Genomic DNA, 26,080 nt, shown 5'->3' with positions numbered 1-26,080 from the left:
TCCAGTTGAGATAATTATCTCTTAACTGGGTGTGTGAATCTATTGGAGCACGTCACAATCCAACCCTCTACTCTGGGGTGAATATGCACCAAGTAGTCTTCGTTATAGGTAACATTACCCACTGCACTAAAGGTCAAATCCAGTTGCCCTCGTTTTACCGTGGTAAACTTCACGCCCATATTTTGTTGTACCTGGGGTGAAATTGTTACCTCACCTTCACCACGATTTTCACTGCTATCCGATGCCGGATATACAGGCACTAGATCCATGCCCATTGGCGACTTACCCGGCTTATCTCGACGGTAGGCATCATCCATCGGTGCAACCCAATAAAGGGGCTTTTTGTTATTTGAGTTTTCATCACCGCCAGCAACCACACCCTCAACAGCAGCCTCGCCCTGCATGTTTAAATTCCAAACAAACATAGCCGCTGCGCCACCGATTAATCCGACTATAAGAATAAATAGTGTCTTCATTGTTTTGCTACTCCGTCGGTAGTGGTTTTGTGGGTGTCTAGAAATCTGTCATCCAATCGAGAACCTGTTAACTGATTTTTTTCGTTTGTCAGCGGGTAATACAGGTAAGCGAGTTCGGCTAAAGTCTTTGCTATATCGACGTGAAGCGCTAGGGCATCTAACTTTGCGGATATGAGAGAGATACGCGCACGCATTACGTCGTCAAATGTGCCCTTATCGGCTATGTAGGCATTGAGCGCTGATTCGGCTAAACTCTCTGATTGTTCAAGTAATGCGGTATCAAATAACTGCTGGCGGTCAGTTAAGCTTGCAAGCTCTGCTTCACGTGCTTCAGCAAGGGCTGCTAATCGCCTCACTTCTAATCGTCGCTGTGTGGATGTCACCCCTAACCTTGCTGCTGATGCCGACACATTTGCATCTTGACGCTTACTGTTAAACAGCGGTAAATCAACTTGGACACCCACACTAATAAAGTCAGCTTGGCTCATGCCGTTTTGGGCATCTTGACGATATCCGTATGCTGCTTCAATAGCCCATTTAGGTTTGGTTTGCTCTTTGGCAAGAGTCAATTTCTGTGTAGCCACCAATTCATCTTTTACAAGCAGCTGCACAGAGGGATGAGCGTCAATAACATTGAGTACGTCACGTCGTTTAAGCTGTGTAGCTAAAGATTTATTAAAAGGGAATATTTCGTGATGATTGAGTGTTTCGGGCACAGTAAAACTAACTTCACTAGAAAAATCGAACCACCGCGAAAGTCTTGCTAGGGCAACAGATGCAGCCTGCTGTTCCTTCAAAATCGTATCTTTTAAGCGAAGGCGCTCTAGTCGAATCTGAATAATATCTTGCTGTTGAGTGCCGCCCACGCCACTTCGGTAAGACGACTCGACTGTCTCGAGTAACTGCGCTAACGACTGCGATTATTCACGCAATAAGGCTAGGGTTTGCTCTGCCCGATACCACGCCAGCCACTCCAGCGACACTTCTCGCAACAACCACGCTCGCCTTGCTGCTCTTTTCACAGGTTCTTTTTGGGCTTGTTCAATGGCGATGGTGCGGGAGATGTTTGCAGAATTCCCCCTTGGCATAGCTTGTCGAATACCCAATTTCAACTGAGTCATGGGCTCTTGATTCAGCGAAAATCCATCTGTTGGCACGCTTTGCAATGTAGTGCTGATTGTGGGGTTATCCCAACTATCAGCCGCATTACTATCGTGCTGATACGCAGCCTCTTCAAGTTTGCTGCCTTGAAAATAAACGTCTTGGTTGAGTGCGAGATGTTGCACATCTTTAAGACTGAGGGTGGTTGCGAGGGAAGGTGTATTAATTACAAAAAGTAATATCCCTAGCCAAACACGCTGAAGGTAACAAGTACGTAGTCGGACTTGAGTTTGGCAGTTAAAAATCATACCCAGATTAAATGCAAACATGAGAAAACCACATCAATTTCCCTTTGTACTAAGGGAATAAAAAGAAAACCATGGGTGCTATACGCTCCCGCCAGATACAACTATCCTGCGAAAGTGGATTTTGGGGGGCGAAATTGGGTGTTTGGTATAGTGTAAGGAGTTTGGTGGTTTACAAAAACCACCAACGGAGTGGGCGCAATAACTGCTACCGAGAGTTCGTTATTTATGACGGCATAAACAGTGGCACATACACCTGTAGGGCATTGACACTGAACGTCACAGCACGACTCAGATGTGTCACCGTGCATACTAGATTTCATAGCTTCGCGGGGAGCACTTGAGCCACTATGAATGGCGTGAGCATTTTTTGCAGTAGATTGAGCGCTTGAAGGCGTGATTACTTCGCTTGTAGAAGCGTAAATAGCTGAATGGCACCCACTAGCACCATCATGCATTTTTTTATTGGCGCGACTTGCTTCTGATGAATTGTTCTCAGAATTCACTTCAATAGACATTGCGTCCACAGGCACTGTCGCGGTCTTTGACATAGCTTTTGGCATCGCCATTCCCGGCGACAATTTAGCCACCAAGGAAATAACCATTATCAGCATGACCACATAGCCATATCGCTGCTTTTTCAATTTATCTATCATGCCTTAAAGCTTAATCGCATTTGTTATTGCTGTAAAACGCTAAAATTGTTGCGCATAGGTTTTTAACATCAGTGACATGGTTGAAAATAAAGGGTTAGCTTTTGGCACGGCGCACTCTTCGTTTTCATTAACCATGACCTTATTAAACTTCATATCGTGTAACATTGACGTATTCACCACAAGATCGGCGTGGCATAACGCATACGATGCATCGATAACAAAAAACGTATTAGGCCCTGCGCTATTTTCCATTAGATTTTCTACACCGTGAATAGGCGTGGTGGCATCCGCTTGAGAGTGCGCAGCAAAAAGAGGCACTTCAATACGCTTGCCGTCTTCGAAGTCGTCGCGGATTTTTTCAATAATATCCATCAACTCTAACCCCGCAAAGCCGGCAACATTTGGGTATTTAAAAGGGTTCGGACCGTGCGTGATATAACTACCATCCACAATTTTCGCCACCCACTTAATACCCCAAATTCTAGACATACTCTCGGCATTTTCAGAAAGGGCTAATGCGCCAGAAAATAACATAAGTCCGTCGATGTTATCACTTGCGTCTAGGTACTGCTCGACAGCCAATGCGCCGCCAGTAGAAAATCCGCCCACAATCAGGGTGTCGCTCATGTTATCCGCTAACGCGATAACCTCATCAACATGTGCTTGCCAACGTTCGGCTAAATTGCTGTCACTCATTGCCCCTTCGTCATCTCGCAACCCATGCCCAGGTAACAGTGGAACAATAACGTCGTAACCTTCGTTGAATAAAATATTGGCAATTTCTCGCATAAAGAAAGGTGAATCACTAAGTCCGTGAACTAACACGGCCACTTTCTTTGAAGGGGTATCATGATGCAGCACGAAGGGAGCATTACCTTCGTTGCGAAGTACGTTTCCACAAACGGTGTAGCGGTGCAGTTTAGAAGATTTACATCGCTGCGTTTCGCCCCACTCTTGCTTATAAAAATCAGCAAATCGCGTTAATGCGTCCTGTGTTTCAAGAGTGCTGGCTGTTGCAGAACTAGCGAAAAATGTACCTATTAATGTGCCTATCAATGCAAAGCACATTACTGCTACTGGAAGTATGGATAATTTTGCGAGAGCAAACTTTGAATGCACGTAGATTCTCCAAAAGGCATTACAATTAGCCAATTGTAACAAAATAAGGCCATTAAATAATGACCTTACGCTATTACAGTTACACTGTGACGGTATGCTGTTTTGACAAATTTCAGCTCAACAAGCCCTGTTTTAGCACATGTTGTGTTAGTAAGCGCTTTGTTACCGTCGTTACTCGTATTTAGCTAAAATACAATGCTAAGTCGTCTGACCCGCCAATATGCTTACCGCCAATGAATACTTGAGGTACGGTATCACGGCCAGTCATTGCGTTAAGGCTGGTTAACGAGGCGTCTTTGCCTAGTACAATCTCTTCAAAATCGTAACCTTTGTCGGTTAACAACGCTTTTGCTTTTGTACAAAATGGGCAGTTAGGCTTAGTAAATAGTGAGACCGGCGCTTTTGTCTCGGCGCCTGGGGCTATATAAGCAAGCATAGTGTCGGCATCAGAAACCTCAAACGGGTCGCCCGGCACGTCTGGTTCAATGAACATCTTCTCTACGGTGCCGTTTTTAACCAGCATAGAGTAGCGCCAGCTGCGCTTTCCAAAACCTAAATCAGCTTTGTCTACCAACATACCCATACCGTCAGTAAAATCACCATTACCATCTGGTATAACAGTAACATTTTCTGCTTCTTGATCGGCTGCCCATGCATTCATTACAAACGTATCGTTGACTGATATGCACAATATGTCATCTACGCCATGCTGTTTAAAAACTTTGGCGAGTGCATTGTAGCGAGGTAAGTGCGTAGAAGAACATGTAGGCGTAAACGCGCCGGGAAGTGAAAAAACCACCACTGTTTTGTTGCTAAACAATTCTTCAGTGGTTTTAGTTGCCCACGTTTCGCCATCGCGAACAGGAATAGATACGGAAGGTACTTGCTGACCTTCTTTTGATATAAAACGACTTTCTGACATAGTGTTCTCGCTACGCGCAAATAAATGAAGTTGCTAGCATAGAGAAATCTAAGAAAAAAGAACAGCCTCGGTTCATCTAATCCGAGTAAAGGTATGAATTAGCATGCGTAACGACTAATATTAATGCTTATTAAGACACATTAAGCTTTTCAATATTGTGCATCTCACTATATTCTTATTTTATGTTAGACAAAAGTTTCAACCTGTCAGGGAATGATTCAGCCTTACGCTTCCGGCAAGCCGAACTCAAAAAAGCATAACAGTTTTATTTAATGTGTAAATTCTGATTGGAACAGGTACTCTCTGCGCCCAGTTTATACTTTAGTCTAATACCTGATACGTTATTTCTTCGGGTTGTTCGCCATAATAGTAGTGATAGAAATTGACTGCTTATAACGATATCAGCACTTCAGTTTTACTCATAAATTTTCAGTCCTTCTTCTTTATTAAAGGGAGGGCAATAAATGCGTAGTCGTAAGGAAGCTTCTATAATGCCCAGACAGTCGGCTCGGCGTTTTGCCACCAGCATTGTCACCGTTTCGCTACTTTTCGCTTTAGTGGGCTTTTCTTCGCCTACAAAAGCTTCACCTGCAGCCCTTACTCAAACTGTTCACGAACTCATTCAAAGCGGGGCTTTCGAGGATGCCGAGCGTCAAACTCTACTTGCCATTGAACAAGCCCATCAAAGCGGTACATTGTCGATAAGTACATTGTCGGCCAGTACGTTCTATGAGGTAGGGCAGCTATTACAAAGCGCATCCCGTTTCAATGTAGCAAACGATGCACTCTACGTTGCGTTAGATGGATTCACCCGCCATGGCCAACTTATTGATATGGCAAATACCTTACACCACCTTGGTACTTCGCAACGTTTTCTAGGGAACTATGAGCAATCTATTGGCTACCTTCGACGTGCCCAATCTATCGCGCAAACCCAAGGTGTCCTCCCGTTAAATGCGACCATTCAAATGGAAATTGGCCTTGTCCAAAAAGAACAAGGCCAAGTTCAGGCTGCTCTTTATACATTAAAAAAAGCATTAAGCTTATTTCGGGTACAACAAGATACAAAAAGTACTGGCCAAGGCCTCGCCACCATTGGTGATATATATGTCACATTAAATCAGTTTTCTGAGGCCAACACGTATTATCAAGACGCATTACAAATAGCGAAAACAAGTAATGACAAGCCGCTAACAGCTCAAATACTGGGTAAGATTGGCGCTTTGCTGTTACTGAAAGGCGATATTGAAGAAGCATCAGAAGCACTTACACACGCACTAACCCTATTAAAAGAGAATGGGGAGGCAAATGAAATTTCTACTACTCAGGCATGGTTAGGCGAAGCGCTGGTAAAAACCGGTGACACAGAGCAAGGCTTGATGTTGCTAGAGGAATCACTCGCGGTGGCTAAATCTACAGGCCAGCAAAAGTTGCTGCAACAAGCCCGCCTAGCATTAGCCAATGCAATGATGTCATTGCAACAGTTTGACGATGCGCTAGCGTACGCTAAAAATGGCACTATTGAAGCAAGACGGCGCGGAGATTTACGCAGCCAGCTGAACTTCTTATCGATTCAAGTGAAAGCCCTAGCAGCAAAGGGGGAGTTTAAGCGCGCATTAGATATTCAGTCGGTATTGCAAAATATACGAGAAGAGGTGCTGAGCTCAGGTAGCGAGGTCGCTATTGCGCAACTTCAAGCCGAAATAGAAATTGAGCGTCAAGCACAGTCTATTCAGGTATTACAGAAAACCAAACAACTTGCATTAGCTGAAGCCGAGCAAACTAATCTGCGCACGACATTGTTTTGGAGTACCTTAATTGCAGGGTTATTAACGCTTTTTCTCATTTGGAGCAGATACACTCAGCGCCAACAAACCATCAGGCTTCGCCGTGAAGTTAAGCAGCGAACAAAAGAGCTTGAACAAAAAAATTCTGAGCTACAAACAGCCTATAAAACCCTTGAGCAAGTGAGTCTGCATGATTCCCTGACAGGCTTGTATAACCGGCACTACCTTGAATCCCAATTGCCAGGTGAACTTAAGCGCAGTGCTCATGCGAACAAACATCAAGAAGGTCACAATGAACGCAACCAAGACCTGCTTTGCTTCTTAATAGACATCGACCATTTTAAACGTATTAATGATGAGCATGGCCATTTAGCGGGCGATAAAGTACTGAGTCAGTTCGCCGACGTCCTTCGAGAAGTTTTCAGGCAAACGGATTTACTTATTCGCTGGGGCGGCGAAGAGTTCTTGGTAATATGCCGTCACTCTATGCGAGATGACCTTCCCCAACTGGCCGAACGATGCCGCGCCGCAGTAAATGATAACGTGTTTCATATCGACGATACTCGCTCGCTTCGTGTTACCTGCAGTATCGGCTTTAGTATTCTTCCCCCTGTTGAACATGTGTCCTTCGAAGAAAGCTGGAAGAGCACCTTTTCAGTGGTAGATTATTGTTTATATGCCACCAAAATGTCTGGCCGCAATGGGTGGATTGGGGTTATCGATACCAATAAAGCCCTGATTGGCGATGTGCAAGACACCCCTCTCGATAAAAAATTTCATTTTAAGCAGTCATACATTTCTACATCATTTAACACGCTGTCGAGCATAAATTGGCCCGATGAGTAGGAGCGTACATTATGTATAAAGGTAGTTGCCAGTGTCAGGCCGTGCAATTTGAGTTGTCTGATATTAGCGAAGATGAGTTGGACGTAGAAACATTATCCTGCAGCGAAACGCTTAACCTCACCATCGCCGGTGCACGTGAGCATCTAGTGATAGATTGTGCGCCATCGATGCTAGGTGAGCTACAGCTATCGCCAAACAGCAAACAGTTTTTCTGTAATGAATGCTCGACGCCAATTTTTACCGAAGATGATCAGGGCAATATTGGGTTGCATGTCGCCTTTTACGGGCATGATTTATTAGCTAAACATCACAGCCAATACCATATTCCCTGAGCAGAGCCACTGTTTGAGTACCTCTGGAGACGCAGCATGGGTTTTGAGACATTGTGAGTTGTCGCAGTGAAGTTGTCACAGTGAAGCTGTCCCAACGAATCCGCTATAAGACTAGCGCGCTCGACCAAGCTTGTCGTAGTAACAGGTTATACCTAAATAGTGGCTTTATGAAGCCTATCGCACCTAAGGGTGCGATAGGCAAGAGCGTAGCATCAAACTACGCCTTTTCGATGAGTCTCACGCCGAACTTTTTAAGTCATCCAAGTGGTATTTATCAATAAGTGAGTACAAGGTTGGGCGCGTAACACCTAGCAATTCAGCGGTTTTAGACATATTTTTATCCGCTTGATGATACGCCCTACGAATTGCCTTACTTTCAGCAACCTCTCGTACCTCGCGAAGATTCAAGGTTTCAGACTCTCCACTACCATCTACCGCGAACAAACCTAAGTCATCAGGCTGTATGACTGTACCCTCGGCCATGATCACTGCCGATTTCAGCTTATTTTGCATTTCACGAATATTCCCAGGCCATTTGTGAGCCAGCATGGAATTAATCGCAGATTCAGAAAAGCTCTTTGCCTTGGCATTAAACTCTTCACGATAAATATTAAGGAAGGTACGGGCAAGCAAGATAATATCTTGATCTCTATCTCGCAACGGCGGGATCATAATGGGAATTTCACCAACACGGTAATATAAATCTTCCCTAAAACGCTCTTCTGCCACCATGGTTTGCAAATCTCTGTGGGTCGCACAAATAACCCTAATATCCACAGGAATTTCGGCACGGCCCCCCACTCGCTCAATAACACGTTCTTGTAAAAAACGTAGCATTTTGGCTTGCAGTCCGATAGGCATATCGCCAATTTCATCTAGAAATAGCGTGCCACCTTGGGCGGTTTCAATTTTACCTAGGGTCGTTTTATTGGCGCCAGTAAATGCGCCTTTCTCGTAACCGAAAAGCTCACTTTCCAAAAGATTTTCAGGAATAGATGCACAGTTAATGGCAACAAACGGTTTATCTTTACGAGGGCTGTGTTCATGGATGCTGCGAGCAAACACCTCTTTACCCGTTCCACTTTCACCTAGCAGTAACGTACTCACATCGGTATTCGCTATTTTTTCAGCTTTACGCACTACCGTTTGAATAGACTCACTGTTACCAATGATACGGCTCATACCTGTGCGCACTTTGGATAAAATGCTGTTTTCTAACTCTAATTTCGCCAAATTAAGCGCGCGATACACGAGTAGCTTTATGGTGTCAGAATCTATGGGTTTTTGGTAAAAGTCGTAGGCACCGAAGTTGATAGCTTTAAGTGCATTCTCTTTTTCGTTGTTACCGGTGACAACAATGACCTTGGTTCTAGGCGCTAAGGAAATAATATCTTGTAGAATTCTCAAGCCTTCCGACGCATTTGCTGGGTCGGGTGGCAGCCCTAAATCTAGTGTCACGACTTTAGGTTCGTAACGGCGCAGTTGCGCAATTGCCGAGGTATGATCGTCAGCAAAAACAACGTCGTAGTCGGTTAAGCTCCACTTTAATTGTTTCTGAATACCTAAATCGTCATCTACCACTAAAACGGTATCTGTCATCAGTCTGTTCCTGTGTTACTTCGTCCATATCAACATAGGTTGGTTGTCATCGCTCACTTTGCTCAATTCAGCGTAAATGCTAGCGTAAAACAACTCCCTTTCCCTGGTTCACTTTGAACGCTTATTTTCCCACCAATAGATTCAATGTACGTTTTCGCATCGTACGCACCAATCCCCATTCCTGCGTTACCTTTCGTGGTATCGAAAGGTGTAAACAAGCGAGTATCGATGAAGTCTTGATCCATCCCGGTTCCTGTGTCCTCTATCATTACATATTGAACACGGTTTTGGATGTCATGCGTTAGTACAATATCTATTTCGCCGCTATCTTCGGTTGCTTGTTGCGCATTACTTATTAGGTGATAGAAAACATTGGCGACTTTTTCTTTATCAATTAATACCGGCTCTTCGCTGCTGCAGTGCACTTTAGGGGCGGGAAGAAGCCCCATGCATCGGTTTGCCACTACATCATTAATAATATGCGATAACGAGCACGAAGTGTGAGCCCCATCATCATTAATCTTTTTATCCGTTAATTGCTTTAACATTTTATCCATACGCGCTTTGGTATGTTCCAATGTTTCAAATGTGTCTTCAATAAACTCGGGGTTGTGTTTATGCTGCTGCGCGTTGGCCAAGATCAAATCGACTTGTGCCATCACATTCTTTAAATCATGCACAACAAACGCTGACATTCTATTAAACGCAGCAAACTGGGCATTTTCCGCTACCAGCTTTGAAGCTTCATGATGGAACACAAACATACTTACCTGCTCGGTGATAGCATTGAGATAATCTCTCACTTCCCAATTTAAGCTCAGTCGTTCTTTATCACCAGCCGCAAGGATGGCGAAGCCCCAAATTTCATCATTTTTGTAAAATGGAAGATAAAGCTGATAGCCCCATTCTTTCAAAATAGCTCTGTCGATTTGTAGCCCTTTATAATGAAATGGCTTTGCCTGGTATTCGTGTACATCAATTAACCAGGTATTAGACGCACAATACTCTGTTAGCGCACTAATAATGGTTAAGTCATCACGGGTGTCTGGTAATGGGTTAACTTGTGCCAACTGCTCGAAGTCGTTATTTACCCGTTTAAACAATTTGCCAGAGTCATATTCGATTGCTTCAAGTATGCCGCGAAGTGCACTTTCGTGAACGGTATTAGGGGCGTCCATTGAGCTAGACAGTGTTTTGGTTAGCTTTATCCACTCTACGCGGTAGTCAAACTGATTAGCAAAAAAGTGCTTGGTAATAAAGACCTTACACTTGGTTCTAAAAGAGTTAGACAAAAATACGGTAACCAGCAGGGCAAGCGACAGTACTACCAAGATAGTTTGCACCATGGCGCCCCAGTTTCCACCTACGTAGCTGATGGCGTAGCCAATAATGGCCATAATGAAAAGGTAAGCGCCTGCAACCAATAATAAAGAGCTGTGTAGTACTACATCCCTAGAAATGAATATATCAACGCCCCAGTGCTTTATACGTCGAATGGCAATAACTAAAAATGGAATAAGCAGGAAATAGATATAGCCACGAGCCGCAATATAATTAACCTCAACCTGATTCACCATGGTGGCATTGGCGTAAGTAACGAAATCAAAAAGGTGGGTAGCGCCAAGATATAAAATTAAAGGCTTATATGCCCATTGATCGGCATCCGCTTGACGGTAAATAACTTCCAATAAGATAAGCACTTCAAGGGCCAGAATAATCAGCATCAGATAACGCCACGAGGCGTCAATCCACAAGACGTGGGGCAGCACCAAGGCTATGCAGCCGGGAAGTAGTATAAAAAGCGTTGTTGGGCGGCGCAGAACATCGAACAGGTTGGTGAAATTATTTTTCAGGCACCCAGCTAAAAAGAGCAACCATGCCACTTGCCTGAGCGCATCAATAGTGAGCAACCAGGAAAGGCTGATGGGACCAAACAGTGCCGTTATCATGCTAGTAGACCAGAACAGCGTAGTGGCTGTTGCCAAAATCAACAAGTGATTAGCTAACCCAGGCTTTCGTACTGCGAAAAGTAATAGCATTAACAGTAAGTAAGCCAGACTGTTAAGGGCATAGCCTATATCTGAAATCATCCCTATTTATTCTCACCCGGTTTTTATTGTTTTTTGAGGTTCTGTTTTTAAAGTTCTGGTGTTAGCAGGTGGTGCTGACAGCAAACTAGGTTACTGCCAGCTTAGGCTAATCGCCTACCGTTTTTTAAGTAACAATGACCCAATTGAATAACCGGCTCCAAAAGAGCACAACACACCAATATCACCGGCGACTAAATCTTCATGGTTCAGTCCAAAAGCAATCACAGATCCTGCTGATGCCGTATTAGCATATTCATCTAGAACAATAGGTGCTTCATCAGCATTAGCATCGCGCCCCAATAAACGCTTTATGATCAGCGTATTCATGTTGATATTCGCTTGATGCAACCACCAACGTCTTACGTCTGTCGCCGTTAACTGATGTCTGTCTAAGTGGCTTTCTATGTGATTTGCTGCCATTGGACACACTTCTTTAAATACCTTACGCCCTGCTTGATGAAAGAGCTTATCTGCGCCATAAGGGTCGACATCTTCTGTACGCGTAATGTAACCGAAGTTTGAGCGAATGTTATTTGAAAACTTAGTTACCGCGTTTGTACTCATAACATCGTAACTGTGTTTGCTATTCACAGTTTCAGCTGTTTCTAATACCGTCGCTGTCGCTACGTCACCAAAAATAAAGTGGCTGTCTCTGTCGGTATAATTAATTTGCGGTGACACTAATTCAGGGTTTATTACCAATACACACTTAGCATTACCGGCACTTAGCATTTCGTACGCGCGGTGCATACCAAAAGTGGCGGCAGAGCACGCCACTAGCATATCGAAACCAAAGCCTTCAATGCCTAGCGCTTCTTGCACTTCAATCGCAATAGCTGGATAAGCACGTTGTGTATAGGCGCAAGATACAATAACGGCATCAACGTCTTGGGCGGTTTTATTTGCAGAAGCCAACGCCAATTTGGCTGCTTCTACTGCTATTTCCGCTTGGTGAGATAGCGCTTCATCTTCACGAGCCTCAATTTTGGGCTTCATGCGCGAAATATCAAGCGCACCTTCTTTTTGGTAAATATATCGGCTTTTAATACCTGACGCTTTTTCAATGAACTCGGCACTAGAATAAGGTTTTGCAGTAACCAGCTGTGCTTCTATTTCCGCTTTATGCTCTTCGTTATACGAATCAACATACGCATTATAACTATCTACCAGTTCCTGATTTGTAATACTGCTTTCAGGGTGCCAAACACCCACACCGCTAACAACGATCTGTTGAGACATCTGCATTCTCTTTTTCTATTATTTCTGTTTAAGCCATACGGCCATGACATAACGGAGAAATAGGATAAGTGAAATCCGACAGACTGTTAGCAGGCAACCACAATCTGTGCTCTGACAATTTGAGCGCTAACGCGCTGCACTTATCGTTTCAATGTTAATACGTATAGTTATAGCTTAACTCAATCCACCCCGTATGTAATCACCGCTCAACGATTTACCCTAGGCACAAGATGCACACTATTTTGGTTTTAATAAAAAAAACGGCGCCAAAGGCGCCGTTTCATTATGGTTTTCTAGCGAGTGTTTTTGCTTAGCAACCTTTGCTCAGTAATGTCTACTTAGCGTGTTTCACTTAGTTTTGCGTGATTTGCCACACCGTAACAGTGCCGCTGACTTCGTTACCTACAAGTAACAATGGAACGCCGCTTGCGCTGTTTTCTGCGCTAACAAATACAAGGCTTTCAGGCGCCAAATCACCAATAACGTCAGACGCTGATAACCCTTCTGTTAAATCGCGATTGATAATGTAATCGGCAAACTGAACATCGTAAGGGTTGGTCACATCGTATACGAATATACCGCCCATCCGTTCCGTACCAACAAACGCATAAGTTCTATCACCTATAACACCTATGGTTAATGCTTCAGGCTCAGGTCCTTTATTTTCAGAACGAGAATCACCTTCGTTTTCATCATCACCATTATTGAATGACGCCCCATGCACTGATGCAGTAATTCGTTCAAAATCATCGCCTGAATCGTAAACCGCTAAACCGTTTTGATCCCAAATGGTAAATGAACGTGAACCATACGCATAAGCTGCATCATATTCACCGTTACCATCCGCATCGCCCATTGCATTAGTGACACGTAAATCATCTGCTTCGCCATTGGCTTGTAAGTCAGCAAGTTCAGAATTCGCTTCTGCCGTTAAGTCTTCAACTTTAACTTCGTCGATATAAGCTAAACAGCCATCGTCCTCATCAAACTCTAGTCCACCTTCACTTAGGCAGGTTGCTTCATCAGCAGAGTCAAAGAAATATTCACGCGCGTCACCTTCATTCGCTGTCACGATAAAAGTGGCATCTTTCCAAGAGTAATTGGCAATAGTATCGGGCTGATATACACCGTAAAGGCCATCATACTGACCAAAACTTACGCTGCCATCTTCTTGAATATCAATATTCAAGTCAGACCAACTTTTTACACCCAAGCCAACAATTTCTACGGTTAGTTCTTCAAGATCAAGAATGGCTAAACCGTTGTTTTCTTGCAGGCTGACGTACGCTACATCGTTAGTCGCCGTAATATATTCTGGTTCTAAATCTTGAGCCACAGTGGTAGCAATATCTACACCTTTAATCGTACGGCCACTTGGGTTAGGGAACATCATTCCCTGTGCAACCAAGTCGTCTTGACTGCCGTTAAAGCCCGTGAAGCTCACTGAGGTCGCTGTTTCTTCAGGCTCACCACTTGCTAGAATATTAATTACCGAGATAGAACCTTCTGGGTCAATCGTGTAATCATCTGAAGGCTCCCCTTCATTGGCTACTAATACTTTTCCGCCATCTGGCGTAAAAGTCACCATGTCAGGCAGGGCGCCAACAACGACTGAATCTAAAAATACTGGTGCAGAAGTGTCTAACCCATTATAGAAAAGTACGTAGCCGTTATCTGTTTTCACATCAGCAGGCACTGCAACAGCCATTAGGTCGCCACTAATAGCAATACTAGTGAGGCTTCCTAACGTTACGCCGTCAATATCAGCAGGTAGCGTAATATCACTCACTGTAAGGTTGGTCGTATTGATTGGGTCGCTCATAGCAGTAGTACTTACTGTATCAGCGGCAATAACTGCGATGGCATTGGTTTCACCGTTGGTGGCATAAATAGTTTGGGTGTCAGCATGATATTGCACGATTTCTGCCGACGTTAGGTTACCCAAAAAAGCGCGGGCAACAACGTCAAGAGAAACACCTAAAGATGCATCGCTACCGTCAACACCGTCGGCGCCATCTGACCCCGCTTCACCTTGCTCGCCCTGAGGGCCTTGAGCACCTGTTTCACCTTGTGCACCATCATCGCCATCTAGACCACAGCCGGTAAGAGCCGCTGAGATAAGAAGCGCTAAGACGCCGTATTTGAATTTTGACTGCGCAGACATTTAATTTCCTTTTTATCATGTTGTTACGCCAAACCTCAGCTTGCCAACTAGGCTGTTTAATTCTCGCTTTCAGTACGGGAACGAACCGATGGCATACAATGTAGATTTAGCTATTATTTTTAATTACATCTGTATATAAGCTAGAGCCAGTGTATGACACAAATATTAATTTGGCAAAAGGGTAAATTTACAAATGAATAACACCCCAATTTGTAGTATTAATAGAAGCTAATATTGGTCTGCTCTTACGCACTGTACGTAACAAACAATAAGAGTCGTAACTCACTAATATTTCTCTATTTCGCGACAACAAGGATTAAAATATGAAATTGAGGTTTACCGCATCAATCGCCGCAGTAGCCCTTGCAGTGACAGCGTGTGCTACATCGCCCACAGGTCGTAATCAGGTACTCTTATATTCTGAATCCCAACTGGAAGAAATGGGCGACCAAGCATTTAGCGGAATGAAAGAAGAACTTAAAATCTCAAACAAAGCTGTTCAAAATAGCTATGTTGAATGCGTCGCCAATGCGATCACCGCGAAGGTCCCTAATAGTGTGTTCGATGGTACATGGGAAGTTGTGGTATTTGACGATGAGCAGGTTAATGCCTTTGCTTTGCCTGGGGGGAAAATTGGTGTTTATACAGGGTTATTAAATGTAGCTGAAAACCAACACCAGCTTGCGGCAGTCATCGGCCATGAAGTGGGTCATGTAATTGCAGAACATGGTAATGAGCGTATGTCTCAATCAACGCTTATCAATATGGGCACCCAAGCAGCAGGTGCAGCTTTGGCGATGAACGAAGTTTCTCAAACGGCTCCTATCATGGCAGCCATTGGTTTAGGGTTACAAGTTGGGGTTCAACTACCGTTTAGCCGTACCCATGAGTCTGAAGCCGATGTTATTGGCCTTCAATTAATGGCTATGTCAGGCTTTGACCCTCGCCAATCCGTAAACTTATGGCAGAACATGGATGCGGCAAGTAATGGCGAACGCCCCTTAGAGTTACTTTCTACTCACCCTGCCCCGCAAACACGGATTAGCAACTTGCAAGCAAACATGAACGCTGCGTACACTGATTACCAGGCATCGGCGTATAGACCTAACTGTGGCTAGTTATTCAACGTCGCTAACGTAAAATAGAGCAAAAAAAACGCCACATTAATGTGGCGTTTTTGTATCAGGGAATAAAATCTTATTCGCTGTCGTTTTTGTGAAGGTGTACATCCATTTGTGGGAACGGAATTGAAATACCTTCTTGGTCGAAGCGAAGTTTAACTTGCTCAGTGAAGTCAAACTTAACGCCCCAGAAGTCAGACGCTTTACACCATGGACGAACCACGAAGTTAACGCTGCTATCAGCCAATTCAGAAACGGCAACAGTAGGTGCTGGCTCGCTGAGGATACGCTCATCGGCACGAACCATTTCATTAAGGATTTCTTTCGCTTTGCGCAAGTCTGCGTCATAACCAATACCAACAACCATATCAACACGACGTGTTTCTTTCGCTGAATAGTTAGTAATGTTATTGCTGTAAATGCCACCATTAGGAACAATAATTTCTTTGTTATCTGGTGTAGCCATTGTAGTAGTGAAAATGCCAATCTTATTGATTGTACCCGCAGTTCCAGCAGCTTCAACGAAATCGCCTGATTTGAAAGGCTTAAATACAAGAAGCATTACGCCAGCAGCAAAGTTTTTCAGTGAGTCTTGCAGTGACAAACCAATAGCTAAACCGGCAGCACCTAATATTGCAACAAGCGAGGTGGTATCGACACCAAGTTGGTTTAGCGACGCCACAATAACGAACAACATCAAAATAGCGCTAATAATGGCTTCTAAGAAGTCCACCAACATTGCATCGTACTTTGATTTTGCCATTAAACGGCGGAATAAAGATAGGATGAACCCTACAACGATTCGACCAATAACGTAGATAACAATCGCCATGGCAATATTAATGCCCCATGGGATTGCATAATCGTTAATGTAGCGTTCAACATCACTCGATGAGAATAATGATAAATTTTCTTCCATAATTTTGTCCTTGTTTTATCAATCGTAGTGTAAGCCGATTCAAAGTAGCAGGCTTTTAGAACTACGCCAACGACTTTGATGCACAAATAGCCATTTTTGGCCCAAAGTCTAATATTCACGTGGCCTACAGGCAATAAATATTATCCTAAAGTCGACTTTTTTCCTGCTAATTATTTCTTCAGAATTGTTTTCGAGCTGTTTAAACTTATTGTCGTAAATTCGTCATTAGGGTGTCATTTAAGCAATCTAATCTCAATGGCTCGTCAAGTTAGTTAGTAGCACCGAATAGCGAATCAGCCATAACGGACTATCGAAAACTTTACGAGAATTGATGATTTTTCCATCTAATTGGTGTAGAGTTTTTAGTCAAAATAAGCAGGATGCTTTAAAAAGTCTGCAAAGCGCTGAAAAACATTTAAAAAGAATGTGAACCGGACATGACGTTAGCAGGTATTGCTATTGTCAATTTTGTACAGCTTAGCAAATAGAATAAAAGGAATAATCTATGTTTTACTTTATATTACTGGCAATTATCGTAGCAGCATTGTTCTTGTATTCTTTGAGAACAGATAAAGGCGAACATACCAAGTACGCACGAAAGGACGGGCAAGCAGTACCTCCTCATCAAAACGAAACGCAAAACACCACTTCAACACCTTCGGCAGCTTAATTAACCCTAGTGCTATCAAAGCTATCGTAAATCTCAAAAAAATAGCTTTTTACAACGCATTGTAGCGATTTTCAGCTACGATGCGTTGCATCCACTTGCTCTAGACAAGTATCATATCTACATTATCCGCCATTTTTAGTTTCCCAATGCGCATACCGAGAATTTATTACCCCAACCCAATTCCTCTTGAAGAAGAATTTCAGTTAACTGAAGAAGCTGGGCATCACATTGCCAGTGTGCTTCGTTTGAAAGCGAATCATCCTATCGTATTATTTAACGGTGACGGCAACGAGTACAGCGCACAGATAATTAATGCTCAAAGAAAAAAGGTTTTTGTAGAGGCCGATGCGTGTTTAACGCTGTCAAAAGAATCATCGCTAAATATACATTTAGGCCAAGGTGTATCTAAAGGTGACCGAATGGATACGGTGCTGCAAAAAAGTGTAGAGCTTGGTGTTACCGAAATTACGCCTATTTTGTCCGAACGATGTACAGTTAAATTAGATGAAGCCAGGTGGGAAAAAAAGCTGCTGCAATGGCAAAAGATCATCATCGGTGCATGTGAGCAAAGTGGCAGAAATACACTGCCCTCGCTTAACCCGCCAATTGCCCTTAACAAATGGTTATCTGAATCAACCTCGAGTTCGCGGTTAGTATTGGCGCCGGGTGCAGAGAAGCCATTGGCCCGTCAACCATATAACTCTCAAGGCTTTCGTTTATTGATAGGTCCAGAGGGCGGACTTTCTGAAGGCGAAATTCACCAAGCTAATGAAAGCGGATTTACATCGTGCAGTTTAGGGCCTCGAATACTGCGTACTGAAACTGCCGCCATTAGCAGTATTAGCATTCTGCAAGCCCAGCATGGCGATTTTTAGGCGGGCAGTTTACGCAAGCTTTACAGGTTAATGATTAGAAAGTTTGGTTTTTTCGATACTTGATCTAAATGCTGAATGCCCCCACTTAAGTTTTAGTGGTATTCATACCTAAACCAACTTCGACAAATAAAATGCACCAACAGCCAACTATCACAATCAGTGCGTAATGCTGTTGGCAATTTATCTACCTTTATCAAAGAGTGAGAACATACATGCACTACACCCTTGGCGTGATTATGGATCCTATCGCGGTGATTAAGCCGCATAAAGACACCAGCTTAGCAATGATGCTTGAAGCCCAGCGCCGTGGCGCAACCGTACTGTACTTCGAACTTAAAGATATCTTTATAAACAACGGTAAGCCAATGGGGCTGGCTAGAACCATTACCGTGCGTGATCAAGCAACTGACTTTTACACCCTAGGTGAAGAACATACTGTTTCACTAGGCGACATTGATGTGTTGCTAATGCGCAAGGATCCGCCCTTCGACAGCGAGTTTTTGTATGCTACCCATATATTATCGCTTGCCCAGGACGAAGGCGCGCTGGTTGTAAATAATCCGCAAGCGCTTCGAGACTACAACGAAAAATTATTTACCTCTTTGTTTCCTGAGCACATTCCTAACACATTGGTAACCAATAATCAGAAGCTTATTCGTGATTTTCATGCAAAGCATCAAGATATTATTTGTAAGCCTTTGGATGGAATGGGCGGTGCTTCAATTTTCAGAGTGAAGCCAGATGGAAATAACTTAGGCGTGATCATTGAAACGCTAACCAATTTAGGCAAACGTTACATGATGGTTCAAGAATACTTGCCACAAATTAAGGATGGCGATAAACGTATTCTTATTGTGGACGGTGAAGTGATTCCTTATTGCTTGGCGCGCTTACCCACCAAGGGGGAGACTCGTGGCAATCTGGCAGCAGGCGGAACAGGCAGACCCCAAGAAATTTCAGAAACTGATCGTGCGTTAGCTGAAGCTGTTGCTCCCACATTACGAGAGAATAATATTTTATTTGTTGGGCTCGACGTGATTGGCGAAAAAATCACAGAAATAAACATTACTAGCCCAACATGCGTAAGAGAGATAGAGGGTCATTATAATATTAATATTATGGCCTCGTTATTCGACGCAATTGAAAAGCGCCTTACAACTAAGTAGCGTTTTGCACTAACTGTAAGTAAGTGAGAAGTAGAGGAAACAATGACAGAACTGAAAAGTTTACAAAACCACTTTCTAGTAGCGATGCCTTCGCTAGATGACCCGTATTTTTCTCGCTCTCTCACTTATATTTGCGAACACAACAAAGACGGTGCCATGGGGCTGGTAATCAATCAGCCTTCAACTATGAACTTAAAAGAACTGCTCGAGCAAACCGACAAAGACTTAACCGTGGCGGAAGACAAAGCCGAGCAAATTATTCTTGCCGGCGGGCCGGTAAGCCAAGAACGAGGGTTCGTTCTGCATTCCAGTCAAAGTGGCTGGGACTCAAGCTTAGCCTTATCGCCTGACGTTATGATCACCACTTCAAAAGATATTTTATCAGCAATAGGCACTAACACTGGGCCAGATTCATCGATTATCGCGTTAGGTTATGCGGGCTGGACTGCTGGGCAACTTGAACAGGAAATGCAAGATAACTCGTGGCTAACCATAGAGGCCGATGACGACATTTTGTTTAACACGCCTATTCATAAAAAATGGCAAGCAGCGGTAAATAAACTTGGTGTAGATGTGTGGCAACTCGCACCAGGAGCCGGACATGCCTGATATTGGCAGTAGAACAGTATTAGCCTTCGACTTCGGTACAAAAAGTATTGGAGTTGCAGTAGGACAAGAAATTACCGGTACGGCGTCACCGCTAGCCGCACTGAAAGCCCGCGATGGTATTCCAGATTGGAATGTTATTGAAAAGCTTTATGAAGAGTGGCAACCGCAGCTTGTGGTGGTGGGTTTACCGCTGAATATGGATGGCACCGAGCAAGAAGTTACACAGCGCGCCAAAAAATTCGCCAATCGCTTACATGGTAGATTCAAAGTAGCAGTAGATTTATGCGATGAAAGGCTTACCACAACGGATGCAAAATCTATGTTGTTCGAACTTGGCGGCTATAAAAAGCTAACCAAAGAAAAAATAGACAGCGTATCGGCCTGCGTGATTTTTACCAGCTGGGTTGAAAACCAATACGGCGACTAGTTTCTCGCCGTTATTTGGACACCCACCTTTTCCGTTAGTTGGACACCCATTTATTTAGGCTGTGATCACCTTTTCCGTTAGCTGGACACCCACCTTTTTATGTAACTGCGCCGTTATTTGCGTTAGCTGGACACCCACCTTTTTATGTAACTGCGCCGTTATTTGGACACCCACCTTTTAAAAGATTTGGAGTTCCTTTTTATCATCACTTCTTTTAAGACAGCCACAATTTCAATCATTACCTCTTGGACACCCACAGTTTCAATCACGAATTAATGAATAAGAAAATCAGAAACCCGTAATGCTAAAATCATTACCTCTCGGACACCCACAATTTCAATCACGAATTAATGAATAAGAAAACCAGAAACCCGCAATGCTAAGGTCTACTTTCTCCGCACTTCCAGCAGGTATCAAAAGCTTCGCCGTTTGGTTCATTACAATGTCCGCACACCCATGGAAATTTCTCAGCTGGTTCGTGGCTGTCCATGAGAGAATTCACAACTTTATTGGCTCTGGTAGACCAAGATTCATCTATTAACCAAAGTTCGGGTTGTGACTCTTGCCATGGCAGTTCACCCATCGCCCCACCTGCAAATTCGTTTTTCACTAGGTAAGGTATAGAAAGCGCATCGAGTTCACTCTTTACCGACTGAAGTAAGAAAGGGTCTGAAGACGTAAAAAGCTTAATCAAGAGTTTTAGTCATCCATATCGATTGAGACATTCGATAATGTGCCCAAGCTCGATCCATCGTTAGAATCTAGCTTAATCATTAGGCGCAAATCATTGGGAGAATCAGCATGGTGTAAGGCTTGGTCTAAATCAATACTACCCTCGCGATATAAATCGTACAACGCCATATCGAAACTTTGCATGCCTAACTCTTTGCCCTTTTTCATGGCTTCTTTCAAGCTACCTATTTCATTGCGTTGAATAAGGTCGCTCACTAGAGGAGAGTTTAATAGTATTTCAATTGCCGCTACCCTTCCCTCGCCGTCTTTGGTTGGAAGAAGTTGTTGTGCCACTATAGCTTTTATATTTTGGCTTAAGTCAAAACGTAACTTGTCATGTTGGTCTTTTGGCGCTAAATGCATAATGCGCTCAATTGCTTGGTTAGCGTTGTTGGCATGGAGTGTTGCCACACATAAATGCCCCGTATCAGCGAACGACATGGCGTATTCCATTGTCTCCATTGAACGAATTTCACCAATAAGAATGACATCAGGCGCTTGCCGCAAGGAGCTTTTCAATGCATCGTCGAATGAGTGGGTGTCTATACCCACTTCACGCTGAGTTATCACGCAAGATTTATGCTCATGCACAAATTCAATAGGATCTTCAATAGTTAAAATATGCCCATAAGAATTACTATTTCGATGGCCGATAAGTGCGGCAAGCGAGGTCGATTTCCCCGTGCCTGTACCACCTACAAAAAGTACCAAGCCGCGCTTTGACATAATGATATCTTTTAACACCGAAGGTAAACCCAGGTCATCAACCTTAGGAATTTCGGTCACAATACGACGTACCACCATCCCGGCTTGATCTCGTTGCCAGAAGGCCGAACAACGAAAACGCCCTAGGCCTTCTCGTACAATGGCAAAATTACATTCCTTGGTAGTATGAAAAGCCTCTTTTTGCTTTTCATTCATAGCCTCATGAACAAGTGCTAATGCATCTTCATCATTAAATGAATTTTCCGAAATGGGAGTAAGCTTACCGTGCACTTTGGCGCTAACGGGAAAGCCCGCGGTAACGAATAAGTCAGAAGCAGATTTCTCTACCATTTTTTCTAAAAAGTTATCTAACATTACCCGTCCTTAAAAATTACTCATCGATTGCTTGTCTTTCGATTTAGCAGCGGCGTCTTCTTTAGAAATGGCACCTAATGCCAACAAGCGTTGTAAACACTGATCCATAGTTTGCATACCCGTAGCTTGCCCCGTTTGAATAACCGAATACATTTGAGGCACTTTATCTTCACGAATAAGATTTCGTATTGCAGGGATACCTACCATGATTTCATGCGCTGCGATTCGCCCTCCCCCTACTTTCTTCAACAGGGTTTGAGAAATTACAGCTCTTAGCGATTCAGACAACATAGAGCGCACCATCGCTTTTTCTTCGGCAGGAAACACATCAATAATACGGTCTATTGTTTTAGGTGCTGAGTTAGTATGTAGGGTGCCAAATACTAAATGCCCTGTTTCCGCGGCTGAAATAGCCAAGCGAATTGTTTCTAAATCACGTAACTCACCAACTAAAATAACATCTGGATCTTCACGTAATGCAGAGCGAAGTGCGTTACTGAAAGAGTGGGTGTCTCGATGGACTTCCCGTTGGTTTACAAGACTTAATTTATTTTCGTGCACAAACTCGATAGGATCTTCGATAGTAAGAATGTGCTCGCGCTTATGTGAATTGATATGGTCAACCATAGCAGCTAGGGTTGTACTCTTACCCGACCCTGTGGCGCCAGTGACTAGAACAATGCCGGTAGGTTGGTTGATTATTTCTTTGAATATTTCAGGCGCACCTAAATCATCAAGGGTAAGAACCGTGTTGGGGATAGTACGAAGCACAGCTGCTGCACCGCGATTTTGCACAAAAGCATTTACACGAAACCGCGACAAGCCACTAATTTCGAATGAGAAATCGGTTTCCAAGTTCTCTTCGTATTCTTTACGTTGCATGTCATTCATTATTTCATAAATAAGTGCATGGACTTGTTTATGATCTAATGCGGGTACATTAAGCTTACGCATTTCTCCGTCTACGCGGATAAGAGGTGGCAGACCTGCTGATAAGTGCAAATCTGACGCTTTATTTTTAACGCTGAAAGCCAAAAGTTCGGTAATATCCACAACAACTCCTCAAAAAGGTGAATAATGCAAACAATAGCAGAAAGACTCAATAGTGCACGACAGGATGTGAGCCTAGCTACTGCCAACGCTAATCGTCCACCAAATTCAGTTAAATTGCTAGCCGTGAGTAAAACTAAACCGGTATCGGATATTATGGCAGCGTATGAAGAGGGACAACGTACATTCGGCGAAAACTATATACAAGAAGGTGTAGATAAAATACAGCAGCTGTCTGCACTTAGTGATATTGAATGGCATATGATAGGCCCCATTCAATCAAATAAGACAAAAATAGTAGCCGAGCATTTTGATTGGGTACAATCCGTTGATAGGGAAAAAATAGCGCGTCGTTTGAATGACCAACGTCCGGCGGAGATGGCCCCCTTAAATGTATGTATTCAAGTGAATATAGATGATGAAGCAAGTAAGTCAGGTGTAAAACCTGAAGACGTAGATGAACTGGTGCGCTTTATTACCAAGCAGGACAAACTTTGCTTACGCGGGCTAATGGCAATTCCAAAAGCAAACCCAGACAGCCATGAACAAGCGCAAAGCTTAAGTGCTTTAAAGGAATTGTTCGACCGATACCATACAAACTTGACCAATTTTGATACCCTGTCCGTAGGAATGAGTAGTGATATGCAAAGCGCCATCGCTCATGGGTCTACCATGGTAAGAATTGGCACCGCAATCTTCGGCGCACGAAATTAGTTCCTACTATTTTTAACTGAACGCTGTTAGTTTTTTCAACTTACAATAGGATTCATATGCAACAAAAGAAATTGGCATTCATTGGCGCGGGCAACATGAGCCGCAGCATCATTAGTGGTTTAATTCAGTCTGGCTACGATAAGACACGCATTTTAGCGAGCAACCCGTCTACTCCGAAACTCGATAAGTTAAAAGAGGAATTCGGTATTCAAATTACCCAGTCTAATGATGAAGCCTGCCAATTTGCAGATGCTATTGTGTTAGCCGTGAAACCCCAGATGATGGGTGACATGTGCGCAGACCTTAAGCAGAACAATGACTTAACTGGCAAGCTATTCCTTAGTATCGCAGCTGGGTTACCCGTATCTCGATTACAAGAAATGCTAGGCGGTGAATATCCCGTTGTTCGTATTATGCCAAACACACCAAGCCTACTTGGTAAGGGTATGTCGGGCATGTATGCAGATAATACCGTGTCAGAAGATGACAGAACTTACGTTGATGATGTGATGAATAGCGTAGGTGAGACAGTATGGGTTGAAGAGGAAGACGGTATCAATGGCGTTATCGCTGCAGCTGGCAGTAGCCCTGCGTATTTCTTCTTGTTTTTACAAGCTATGCAAGAGGAAGCTATAAACATGGGCTTCGATAAAGCACAGTCACGTTTGATGGTACAACAAGCCATGTTAGGGGCCGCTGAAATGGTTTGTCACAATCCTGACCTTGAATTAAGTGAGCTTCGTGCCCAAGTTACTTCTAAAGGCGGCACTACAGCTGCGGCAGTCAATACCTTAATTGATCAAGGCTTGAGTGATATCGTAAGTAAAGCGATGCGCGCTGCGGTAGCTCGTGCTGAAGAAATGGCAAAACAGCTTTAACGTTTTTAGGAACATCAAAACATGAATGCAACGGTTTTTCTGGTAGATACACTATTTGGTTTGTATTTAATGGTGGTTATCTTACGCCTATGGTTGCAACTGGTTAGGGCTGATTTTTATAACCCTATGAGCCAGTTTATTGTAAAGGCCACTCACCCTATCGTGGGGCCGTTGCGCAGAATAATCCCTTCAATTGGTCGCTTCGACACTGCTACCTTTGTGCTGGCGCTTGTTGTTGCCGCGTTAAAAATAATCACGCTTTCGCTGATGGTCGGTGGCAGTTTGAATCCAGTAGGCATCGTAATAGTTGCGCTGATTGAAGTGGTAAAAGAAACGCTTTCTATCATGTTCTGGGTGTTGATTTTACGCGCCATTTTAAGTTGGGTATCACAGGGTCAAACGCCTATCGACTACCTTCTTTATCAACTAACTGAGCCTTTCTTAGCACCCATCAGAAAAGTTATACCGCCTTTAGGTGGTTTAGACTTATCTGTGCTGATTGCCATTATCGGACTACAGTTTTTACAATTGCTACTTCAAGACACATTCAGGTTCTTTTAAGCTGAACGTGCGGAGTGATAACATGAAAAAAATCAGTACATTACTTTTTGGTTTACTGGGTAGTTTGTTACTTATTACAAGTAGCGCAGCGTACGCTGAGCAAAAGCAACAATTAGGCGAGTGGGATGTACATTACATGGTAGTGAGTACTCCTTTTCTTACCCCTGAGGTCGCGGCCTCTTACGGCATAGTTCGTAGTAAGTTTAACGCCTTGGTCAATATTTCAGTACTAGACGCCGTAACAGGAACTGCTCAACGGGTATCGGTTTCTGGTACTGCTAAGAACTTGATAGGCACCACTAAGACACTCACCTTTAAAAAGGTAGAAGAAGGTGATGCTATTTACTACCTAGCAGTGCTGCCTTTTAGAGATAGAGAAAACTACCGGTTTAGTATTGATGTTCAGCGTGGGAATACCATGCAGACCTTGAATTTTAAACAAGAAATGTTTGTTGATGGCTAAGGTTTAAAGTAAGCCGAAAGCGCGAAACACGTAATATAATTTTGTAAAAATACTAATTGGCGAGTAGGCACCACTAAGACACTCACCTTTAAAAAGGTAGAAGAAGGTGATGCTATTTACTACCTAGCAGTGCTGCCTTTTAGAGATAGAGCGCTAAAAGGTTAGACACCCACCCAAAC

General features: G+C 43.5%; 26 protein-coding genes and 1 pseudogene. 13 read left to right on the top strand and 14 right to left on the bottom strand.

Features of this window, described 5'->3' with window-relative positions; all coding sequences use genetic code 11:
- Nucleotides 1-14: 14 nt before the first annotated feature.
- From AAC006_RS19920 to AAC006_RS19895, 6 genes are all read right to left on the bottom strand, one after another.
- Nucleotides 15-476 carry a heavy metal-binding domain-containing protein gene (locus tag AAC006_RS19920; RefSeq protein WP_339892336.1) on the bottom strand — a complete coding sequence of 154 codons (462 nt, stop codon included), beginning with the start codon at nt 474-476 and terminating at the stop codon, nt 15-17.
- Nucleotides 473-1,342, bottom strand: coding sequence for a TolC family protein (locus AAC006_RS19915; RefSeq protein WP_339892334.1), 870 nt, complete (start codon nt 1,340-1,342; stop codon nt 473-475). The genes AAC006_RS19920 and AAC006_RS19915 overlap by 4 nt, the downstream gene beginning before the upstream one ends.
- Before the next feature lie 54 nt (nt 1,343-1,396).
- Nucleotides 1,397-1,906 (bottom strand): TolC family protein, encoded by a 510-nt coding sequence (locus AAC006_RS19910; protein ID WP_339892332.1) that lies wholly within the window; start codon nt 1,904-1,906, stop codon nt 1,397-1,399.
- A gap of 80 nt (nt 1,907-1,986) precedes the next feature.
- Nucleotides 1,987-2,538: a hypothetical protein gene (locus tag AAC006_RS19905; RefSeq protein WP_339892331.1), complete on the bottom strand. Its 552-nt coding sequence runs from the start codon at nt 2,536-2,538 to the stop codon at nt 1,987-1,989.
- 39 nt (nt 2,539-2,577) lie between these two features.
- Nucleotides 2,578-3,657: an alpha/beta fold hydrolase gene (locus AAC006_RS19900; RefSeq protein WP_288388525.1), complete on the bottom strand. Its 1,080-nt coding sequence runs from the start codon at nt 3,655-3,657 to the stop codon at nt 2,578-2,580.
- A 181-nt stretch (nt 3,658-3,838) separates the two neighbouring features.
- Nucleotides 3,839-4,579 carry a glutathione peroxidase gene (locus tag AAC006_RS19895; RefSeq protein WP_339892330.1) on the bottom strand — a complete coding sequence of 247 codons (741 nt, stop codon included), beginning with the start codon at nt 4,577-4,579 and terminating at the stop codon, nt 3,839-3,841.
- Between the two features lie 491 nt (nt 4,580-5,070).
- Between AAC006_RS19895 and AAC006_RS19890 the strand changes: the two genes are divergently transcribed.
- Complete coding sequence (locus AAC006_RS19890; RefSeq protein WP_013782919.1) at nt 5,071-7,212, top strand: GGDEF domain-containing protein; 2,142 nt, start codon at nt 5,071-5,073, stop codon at nt 7,210-7,212.
- Between the two features lie 11 nt (nt 7,213-7,223).
- Nucleotides 7,224-7,544, top strand: coding sequence for a hypothetical protein (locus AAC006_RS19885; RefSeq protein ID WP_013782918.1), 321 nt, complete (start codon nt 7,224-7,226; stop codon nt 7,542-7,544).
- A gap of 237 nt (nt 7,545-7,781) precedes the next feature.
- Here AAC006_RS19885 and prsR read toward each other — a convergent pair whose 3' ends face one another.
- The 4 genes from prsR to AAC006_RS19865 all read right to left on the bottom strand — a co-directional run bounded on the left by prsR (nt 7,782) and on the right by AAC006_RS19865 (nt 14,636).
- Nucleotides 7,782-9,143, bottom strand: coding sequence for a PEP-CTERM-box response regulator transcription factor (gene prsR / locus AAC006_RS19880; RefSeq protein WP_013782917.1), 1,362 nt, complete (start codon nt 9,141-9,143; stop codon nt 7,782-7,784).
- Nucleotides 9,144-9,205: 62 nt separating this feature from the next.
- Nucleotides 9,206-11,233 (bottom strand): XrtA/PEP-CTERM system histidine kinase PrsK, encoded by a 2,028-nt coding sequence (gene prsK / locus AAC006_RS19875; protein ID WP_126873791.1) that lies wholly within the window; start codon nt 11,231-11,233, stop codon nt 9,206-9,208.
- 114 nt (nt 11,234-11,347) lie between these two features.
- A complete protein-coding gene (locus AAC006_RS19870; RefSeq protein ID WP_339892328.1) occupies nt 11,348-12,472 on the bottom strand; it encodes a beta-ketoacyl-ACP synthase III in 1,125 nt (374 codons plus the stop codon).
- Nucleotides 12,473-12,824: 352 nt separating this feature from the next.
- Complete coding sequence (locus AAC006_RS19865; RefSeq protein WP_126873793.1) at nt 12,825-14,636, bottom strand: choice-of-anchor I family protein; 1,812 nt, start codon at nt 14,634-14,636, stop codon at nt 12,825-12,827.
- A 323-nt stretch (nt 14,637-14,959) separates the two neighbouring features.
- Here AAC006_RS19865 and AAC006_RS19860 point away from each other — a divergent pair, with 323 nt between their 5' ends.
- The gene (locus AAC006_RS19860; protein ID WP_013782913.1) at nt 14,960-15,754 is read left to right on the top strand and encodes a M48 family metallopeptidase; all 795 of its coding nucleotides are present in this window, start codon (nt 14,960-14,962) and stop codon (nt 15,752-15,754) included.
- Nucleotides 15,755-15,833: 79 nt separating this feature from the next.
- On the opposite strand, the gene AAC006_RS19855 is transcribed toward AAC006_RS19860, so the two are convergent.
- The gene (locus AAC006_RS19855; RefSeq protein WP_013782912.1) at nt 15,834-16,676 is read right to left on the bottom strand and encodes a mechanosensitive ion channel domain-containing protein; all 843 of its coding nucleotides are present in this window, start codon (nt 16,674-16,676) and stop codon (nt 15,834-15,836) included.
- 505 nt (nt 16,677-17,181) lie between these two features.
- Between AAC006_RS19855 and AAC006_RS19850 the strand changes: the two genes are divergently transcribed.
- The 5 genes from AAC006_RS19850 (at nt 17,182) to ruvX (ending at nt 20,423) form a co-directional block, all read left to right on the top strand.
- Nucleotides 17,182-17,346 (top strand): hypothetical protein, encoded by a 165-nt coding sequence (locus AAC006_RS19850; protein ID WP_013782911.1) that lies wholly within the window; start codon nt 17,182-17,184, stop codon nt 17,344-17,346.
- A 146-nt stretch (nt 17,347-17,492) separates the two neighbouring features.
- A complete protein-coding gene (locus AAC006_RS19845; protein WP_013782910.1) occupies nt 17,493-18,221 on the top strand; it encodes a 16S rRNA (uracil(1498)-N(3))-methyltransferase in 729 nt (242 codons plus the stop codon).
- Between the two features lie 212 nt (nt 18,222-18,433).
- Nucleotides 18,434-19,387, top strand: a complete 954-nt coding sequence (gshB, locus tag AAC006_RS19840; protein WP_013782909.1) for a glutathione synthase — start codon at nt 18,434-18,436, stop codon at nt 19,385-19,387.
- Nucleotides 19,388-19,429: 42 nt separating this feature from the next.
- Nucleotides 19,430-19,996: a YqgE/AlgH family protein gene (locus AAC006_RS19835; protein ID WP_013782908.1), complete on the top strand. Its 567-nt coding sequence runs from the start codon at nt 19,430-19,432 to the stop codon at nt 19,994-19,996.
- The gene (ruvX, locus tag AAC006_RS19830) at nt 19,989-20,423 is read left to right on the top strand and encodes a Holliday junction resolvase RuvX (protein WP_013782907.1); all 435 of its coding nucleotides are present in this window, start codon (nt 19,989-19,991) and stop codon (nt 20,421-20,423) included. The genes AAC006_RS19835 and ruvX overlap by 8 nt, the downstream gene beginning before the upstream one ends.
- Nucleotides 20,424-20,802: 379 nt before the next feature.
- Here ruvX and AAC006_RS19825 read toward each other — a convergent pair whose 3' ends face one another.
- The 3 genes from AAC006_RS19825 to AAC006_RS19815 are packed head-to-tail and all read right to left on the bottom strand — an operon-like array spanning nt 20,803 to nt 23,288.
- Nucleotides 20,803-21,117, bottom strand: a complete 315-nt coding sequence (locus tag AAC006_RS19825; RefSeq protein ID WP_013782906.1) for a DUF2007 domain-containing protein — start codon at nt 21,115-21,117, stop codon at nt 20,803-20,805.
- Between the two features lie 5 nt (nt 21,118-21,122).
- Entirely contained in the window at nt 21,123-22,235 is a 1,113-nt protein-coding gene (locus AAC006_RS19820; protein WP_126873794.1) for a PilT/PilU family type 4a pilus ATPase, read from the bottom strand.
- Between the two features lie 9 nt (nt 22,236-22,244).
- Nucleotides 22,245-23,288, bottom strand: coding sequence for a type IV pilus twitching motility protein PilT (locus AAC006_RS19815; RefSeq protein WP_057789891.1), 1,044 nt, complete (start codon nt 23,286-23,288; stop codon nt 22,245-22,247).
- A 24-nt stretch (nt 23,289-23,312) separates the two neighbouring features.
- Here AAC006_RS19815 and AAC006_RS19810 point away from each other — a divergent pair, with 24 nt between their 5' ends.
- From AAC006_RS19810 to AAC006_RS19790, 5 genes and pseudogenes are all read left to right on the top strand, one after another.
- Complete coding sequence (locus AAC006_RS19810; protein WP_126873795.1) at nt 23,313-23,999, top strand: YggS family pyridoxal phosphate-dependent enzyme; 687 nt, start codon at nt 23,313-23,315, stop codon at nt 23,997-23,999.
- Between the two features lie 56 nt (nt 24,000-24,055).
- Nucleotides 24,056-24,877: a pyrroline-5-carboxylate reductase gene (gene proC, locus AAC006_RS19805; protein WP_013782902.1), complete on the top strand. Its 822-nt coding sequence runs from the start codon at nt 24,056-24,058 to the stop codon at nt 24,875-24,877.
- 21 nt (nt 24,878-24,898) lie between these two features.
- Nucleotides 24,899-25,438: a YggT family protein gene (locus tag AAC006_RS19800; RefSeq protein WP_013782901.1), complete on the top strand. Its 540-nt coding sequence runs from the start codon at nt 24,899-24,901 to the stop codon at nt 25,436-25,438.
- A 22-nt stretch (nt 25,439-25,460) separates the two neighbouring features.
- The gene (locus AAC006_RS19795) at nt 25,461-25,901 is read left to right on the top strand and encodes a DUF4426 domain-containing protein (RefSeq protein ID WP_013782900.1); all 441 of its coding nucleotides are present in this window, start codon (nt 25,461-25,463) and stop codon (nt 25,899-25,901) included.
- 63 nt (nt 25,902-25,964) lie between these two features.
- A pseudogene (locus AAC006_RS19790) lies at nt 25,965-26,051 on the top strand (DUF4426 domain-containing protein); the annotation flags it as partial.
- Between the last annotated feature and the right edge of the window lie 29 nt (nt 26,052-26,080).

It is taken from the genome of uncultured Alteromonas sp. (assembly GCF_963976965.1).
Lineage (GTDB): Bacteria > Pseudomonadota > Gammaproteobacteria > Enterobacterales > Alteromonadaceae > Alteromonas > Alteromonas naphthalenivorans.
Note: the sequence above shows the minus strand (reverse complement) of the source record. Positions and strands in the feature narration are given on the sequence as shown.

Coding starts and splice junctions, on each gene's coding strand:
- AAC006_RS19920 (WP_339892336.1), bottom strand. CDS start 476: ATGAAGACACTATTTATTCTTATAGTCGGATTAATCGGTGGCGCAGCG.
- AAC006_RS19910 (WP_339892332.1), bottom strand. CDS start 1,906: ATGTTTGCATTTAATCTGGGTATGATTTTTAACTGCCAAACTCAAGTC.
- AAC006_RS19905 (WP_339892331.1), bottom strand. CDS start 2,538: ATGATAGATAAATTGAAAAAGCAGCGATATGGCTATGTGGTCATGCTG.
- AAC006_RS19895 (WP_339892330.1), bottom strand. CDS start 4,579: ATGTCAGAAAGTCGTTTTATATCAAAAGAAGGTCAGCAAGTACCTTCC.
- AAC006_RS19890 (WP_013782919.1), top strand. CDS start 5,071: ATGCCCAGACAGTCGGCTCGGCGTTTTGCCACCAGCATTGTCACCGTT.
- AAC006_RS19885 (WP_013782918.1), top strand. CDS start 7,224: ATGTATAAAGGTAGTTGCCAGTGTCAGGCCGTGCAATTTGAGTTGTCT.
- prsR (WP_013782917.1), bottom strand. CDS start 9,143: ATGACAGATACCGTTTTAGTGGTAGATGACGATTTAGGTATTCAGAAA.
- prsK (WP_126873791.1), bottom strand. CDS start 11,233: ATGATTTCAGATATAGGCTATGCCCTTAACAGTCTGGCTTACTTACTG.
- AAC006_RS19870 (WP_339892328.1), bottom strand. CDS start 12,472: ATGTCTCAACAGATCGTTGTTAGCGGTGTGGGTGTTTGGCACCCTGAA.
- AAC006_RS19865 (WP_126873793.1), bottom strand. CDS start 14,636: ATGTCTGCGCAGTCAAAATTCAAATACGGCGTCTTAGCGCTTCTTATC.
- AAC006_RS19860 (WP_013782913.1), top strand. CDS start 14,960: ATGAAATTGAGGTTTACCGCATCAATCGCCGCAGTAGCCCTTGCAGTG.
- AAC006_RS19855 (WP_013782912.1), bottom strand. CDS start 16,676: ATGGAAGAAAATTTATCATTATTCTCATCGAGTGATGTTGAACGCTAC.
- AAC006_RS19850 (WP_013782911.1), top strand. CDS start 17,182: ATGTTTTACTTTATATTACTGGCAATTATCGTAGCAGCATTGTTCTTG.
- AAC006_RS19845 (WP_013782910.1), top strand. CDS start 17,493: ATGCGCATACCGAGAATTTATTACCCCAACCCAATTCCTCTTGAAGAA.
- gshB (WP_013782909.1), top strand. CDS start 18,434: ATGCACTACACCCTTGGCGTGATTATGGATCCTATCGCGGTGATTAAG.
- AAC006_RS19835 (WP_013782908.1), top strand. CDS start 19,430: ATGACAGAACTGAAAAGTTTACAAAACCACTTTCTAGTAGCGATGCCT.
- ruvX (WP_013782907.1), top strand. CDS start 19,989: ATGCCTGATATTGGCAGTAGAACAGTATTAGCCTTCGACTTCGGTACA.
- AAC006_RS19820 (WP_126873794.1), bottom strand. CDS start 22,235: ATGTTAGATAACTTTTTAGAAAAAATGGTAGAGAAATCTGCTTCTGAC.
- AAC006_RS19810 (WP_126873795.1), top strand. CDS start 23,313: ATGCAAACAATAGCAGAAAGACTCAATAGTGCACGACAGGATGTGAGC.
- proC (WP_013782902.1), top strand. CDS start 24,056: ATGCAACAAAAGAAATTGGCATTCATTGGCGCGGGCAACATGAGCCGC.
- AAC006_RS19800 (WP_013782901.1), top strand. CDS start 24,899: ATGAATGCAACGGTTTTTCTGGTAGATACACTATTTGGTTTGTATTTA.
- AAC006_RS19795 (WP_013782900.1), top strand. CDS start 25,461: ATGAAAAAAATCAGTACATTACTTTTTGGTTTACTGGGTAGTTTGTTA.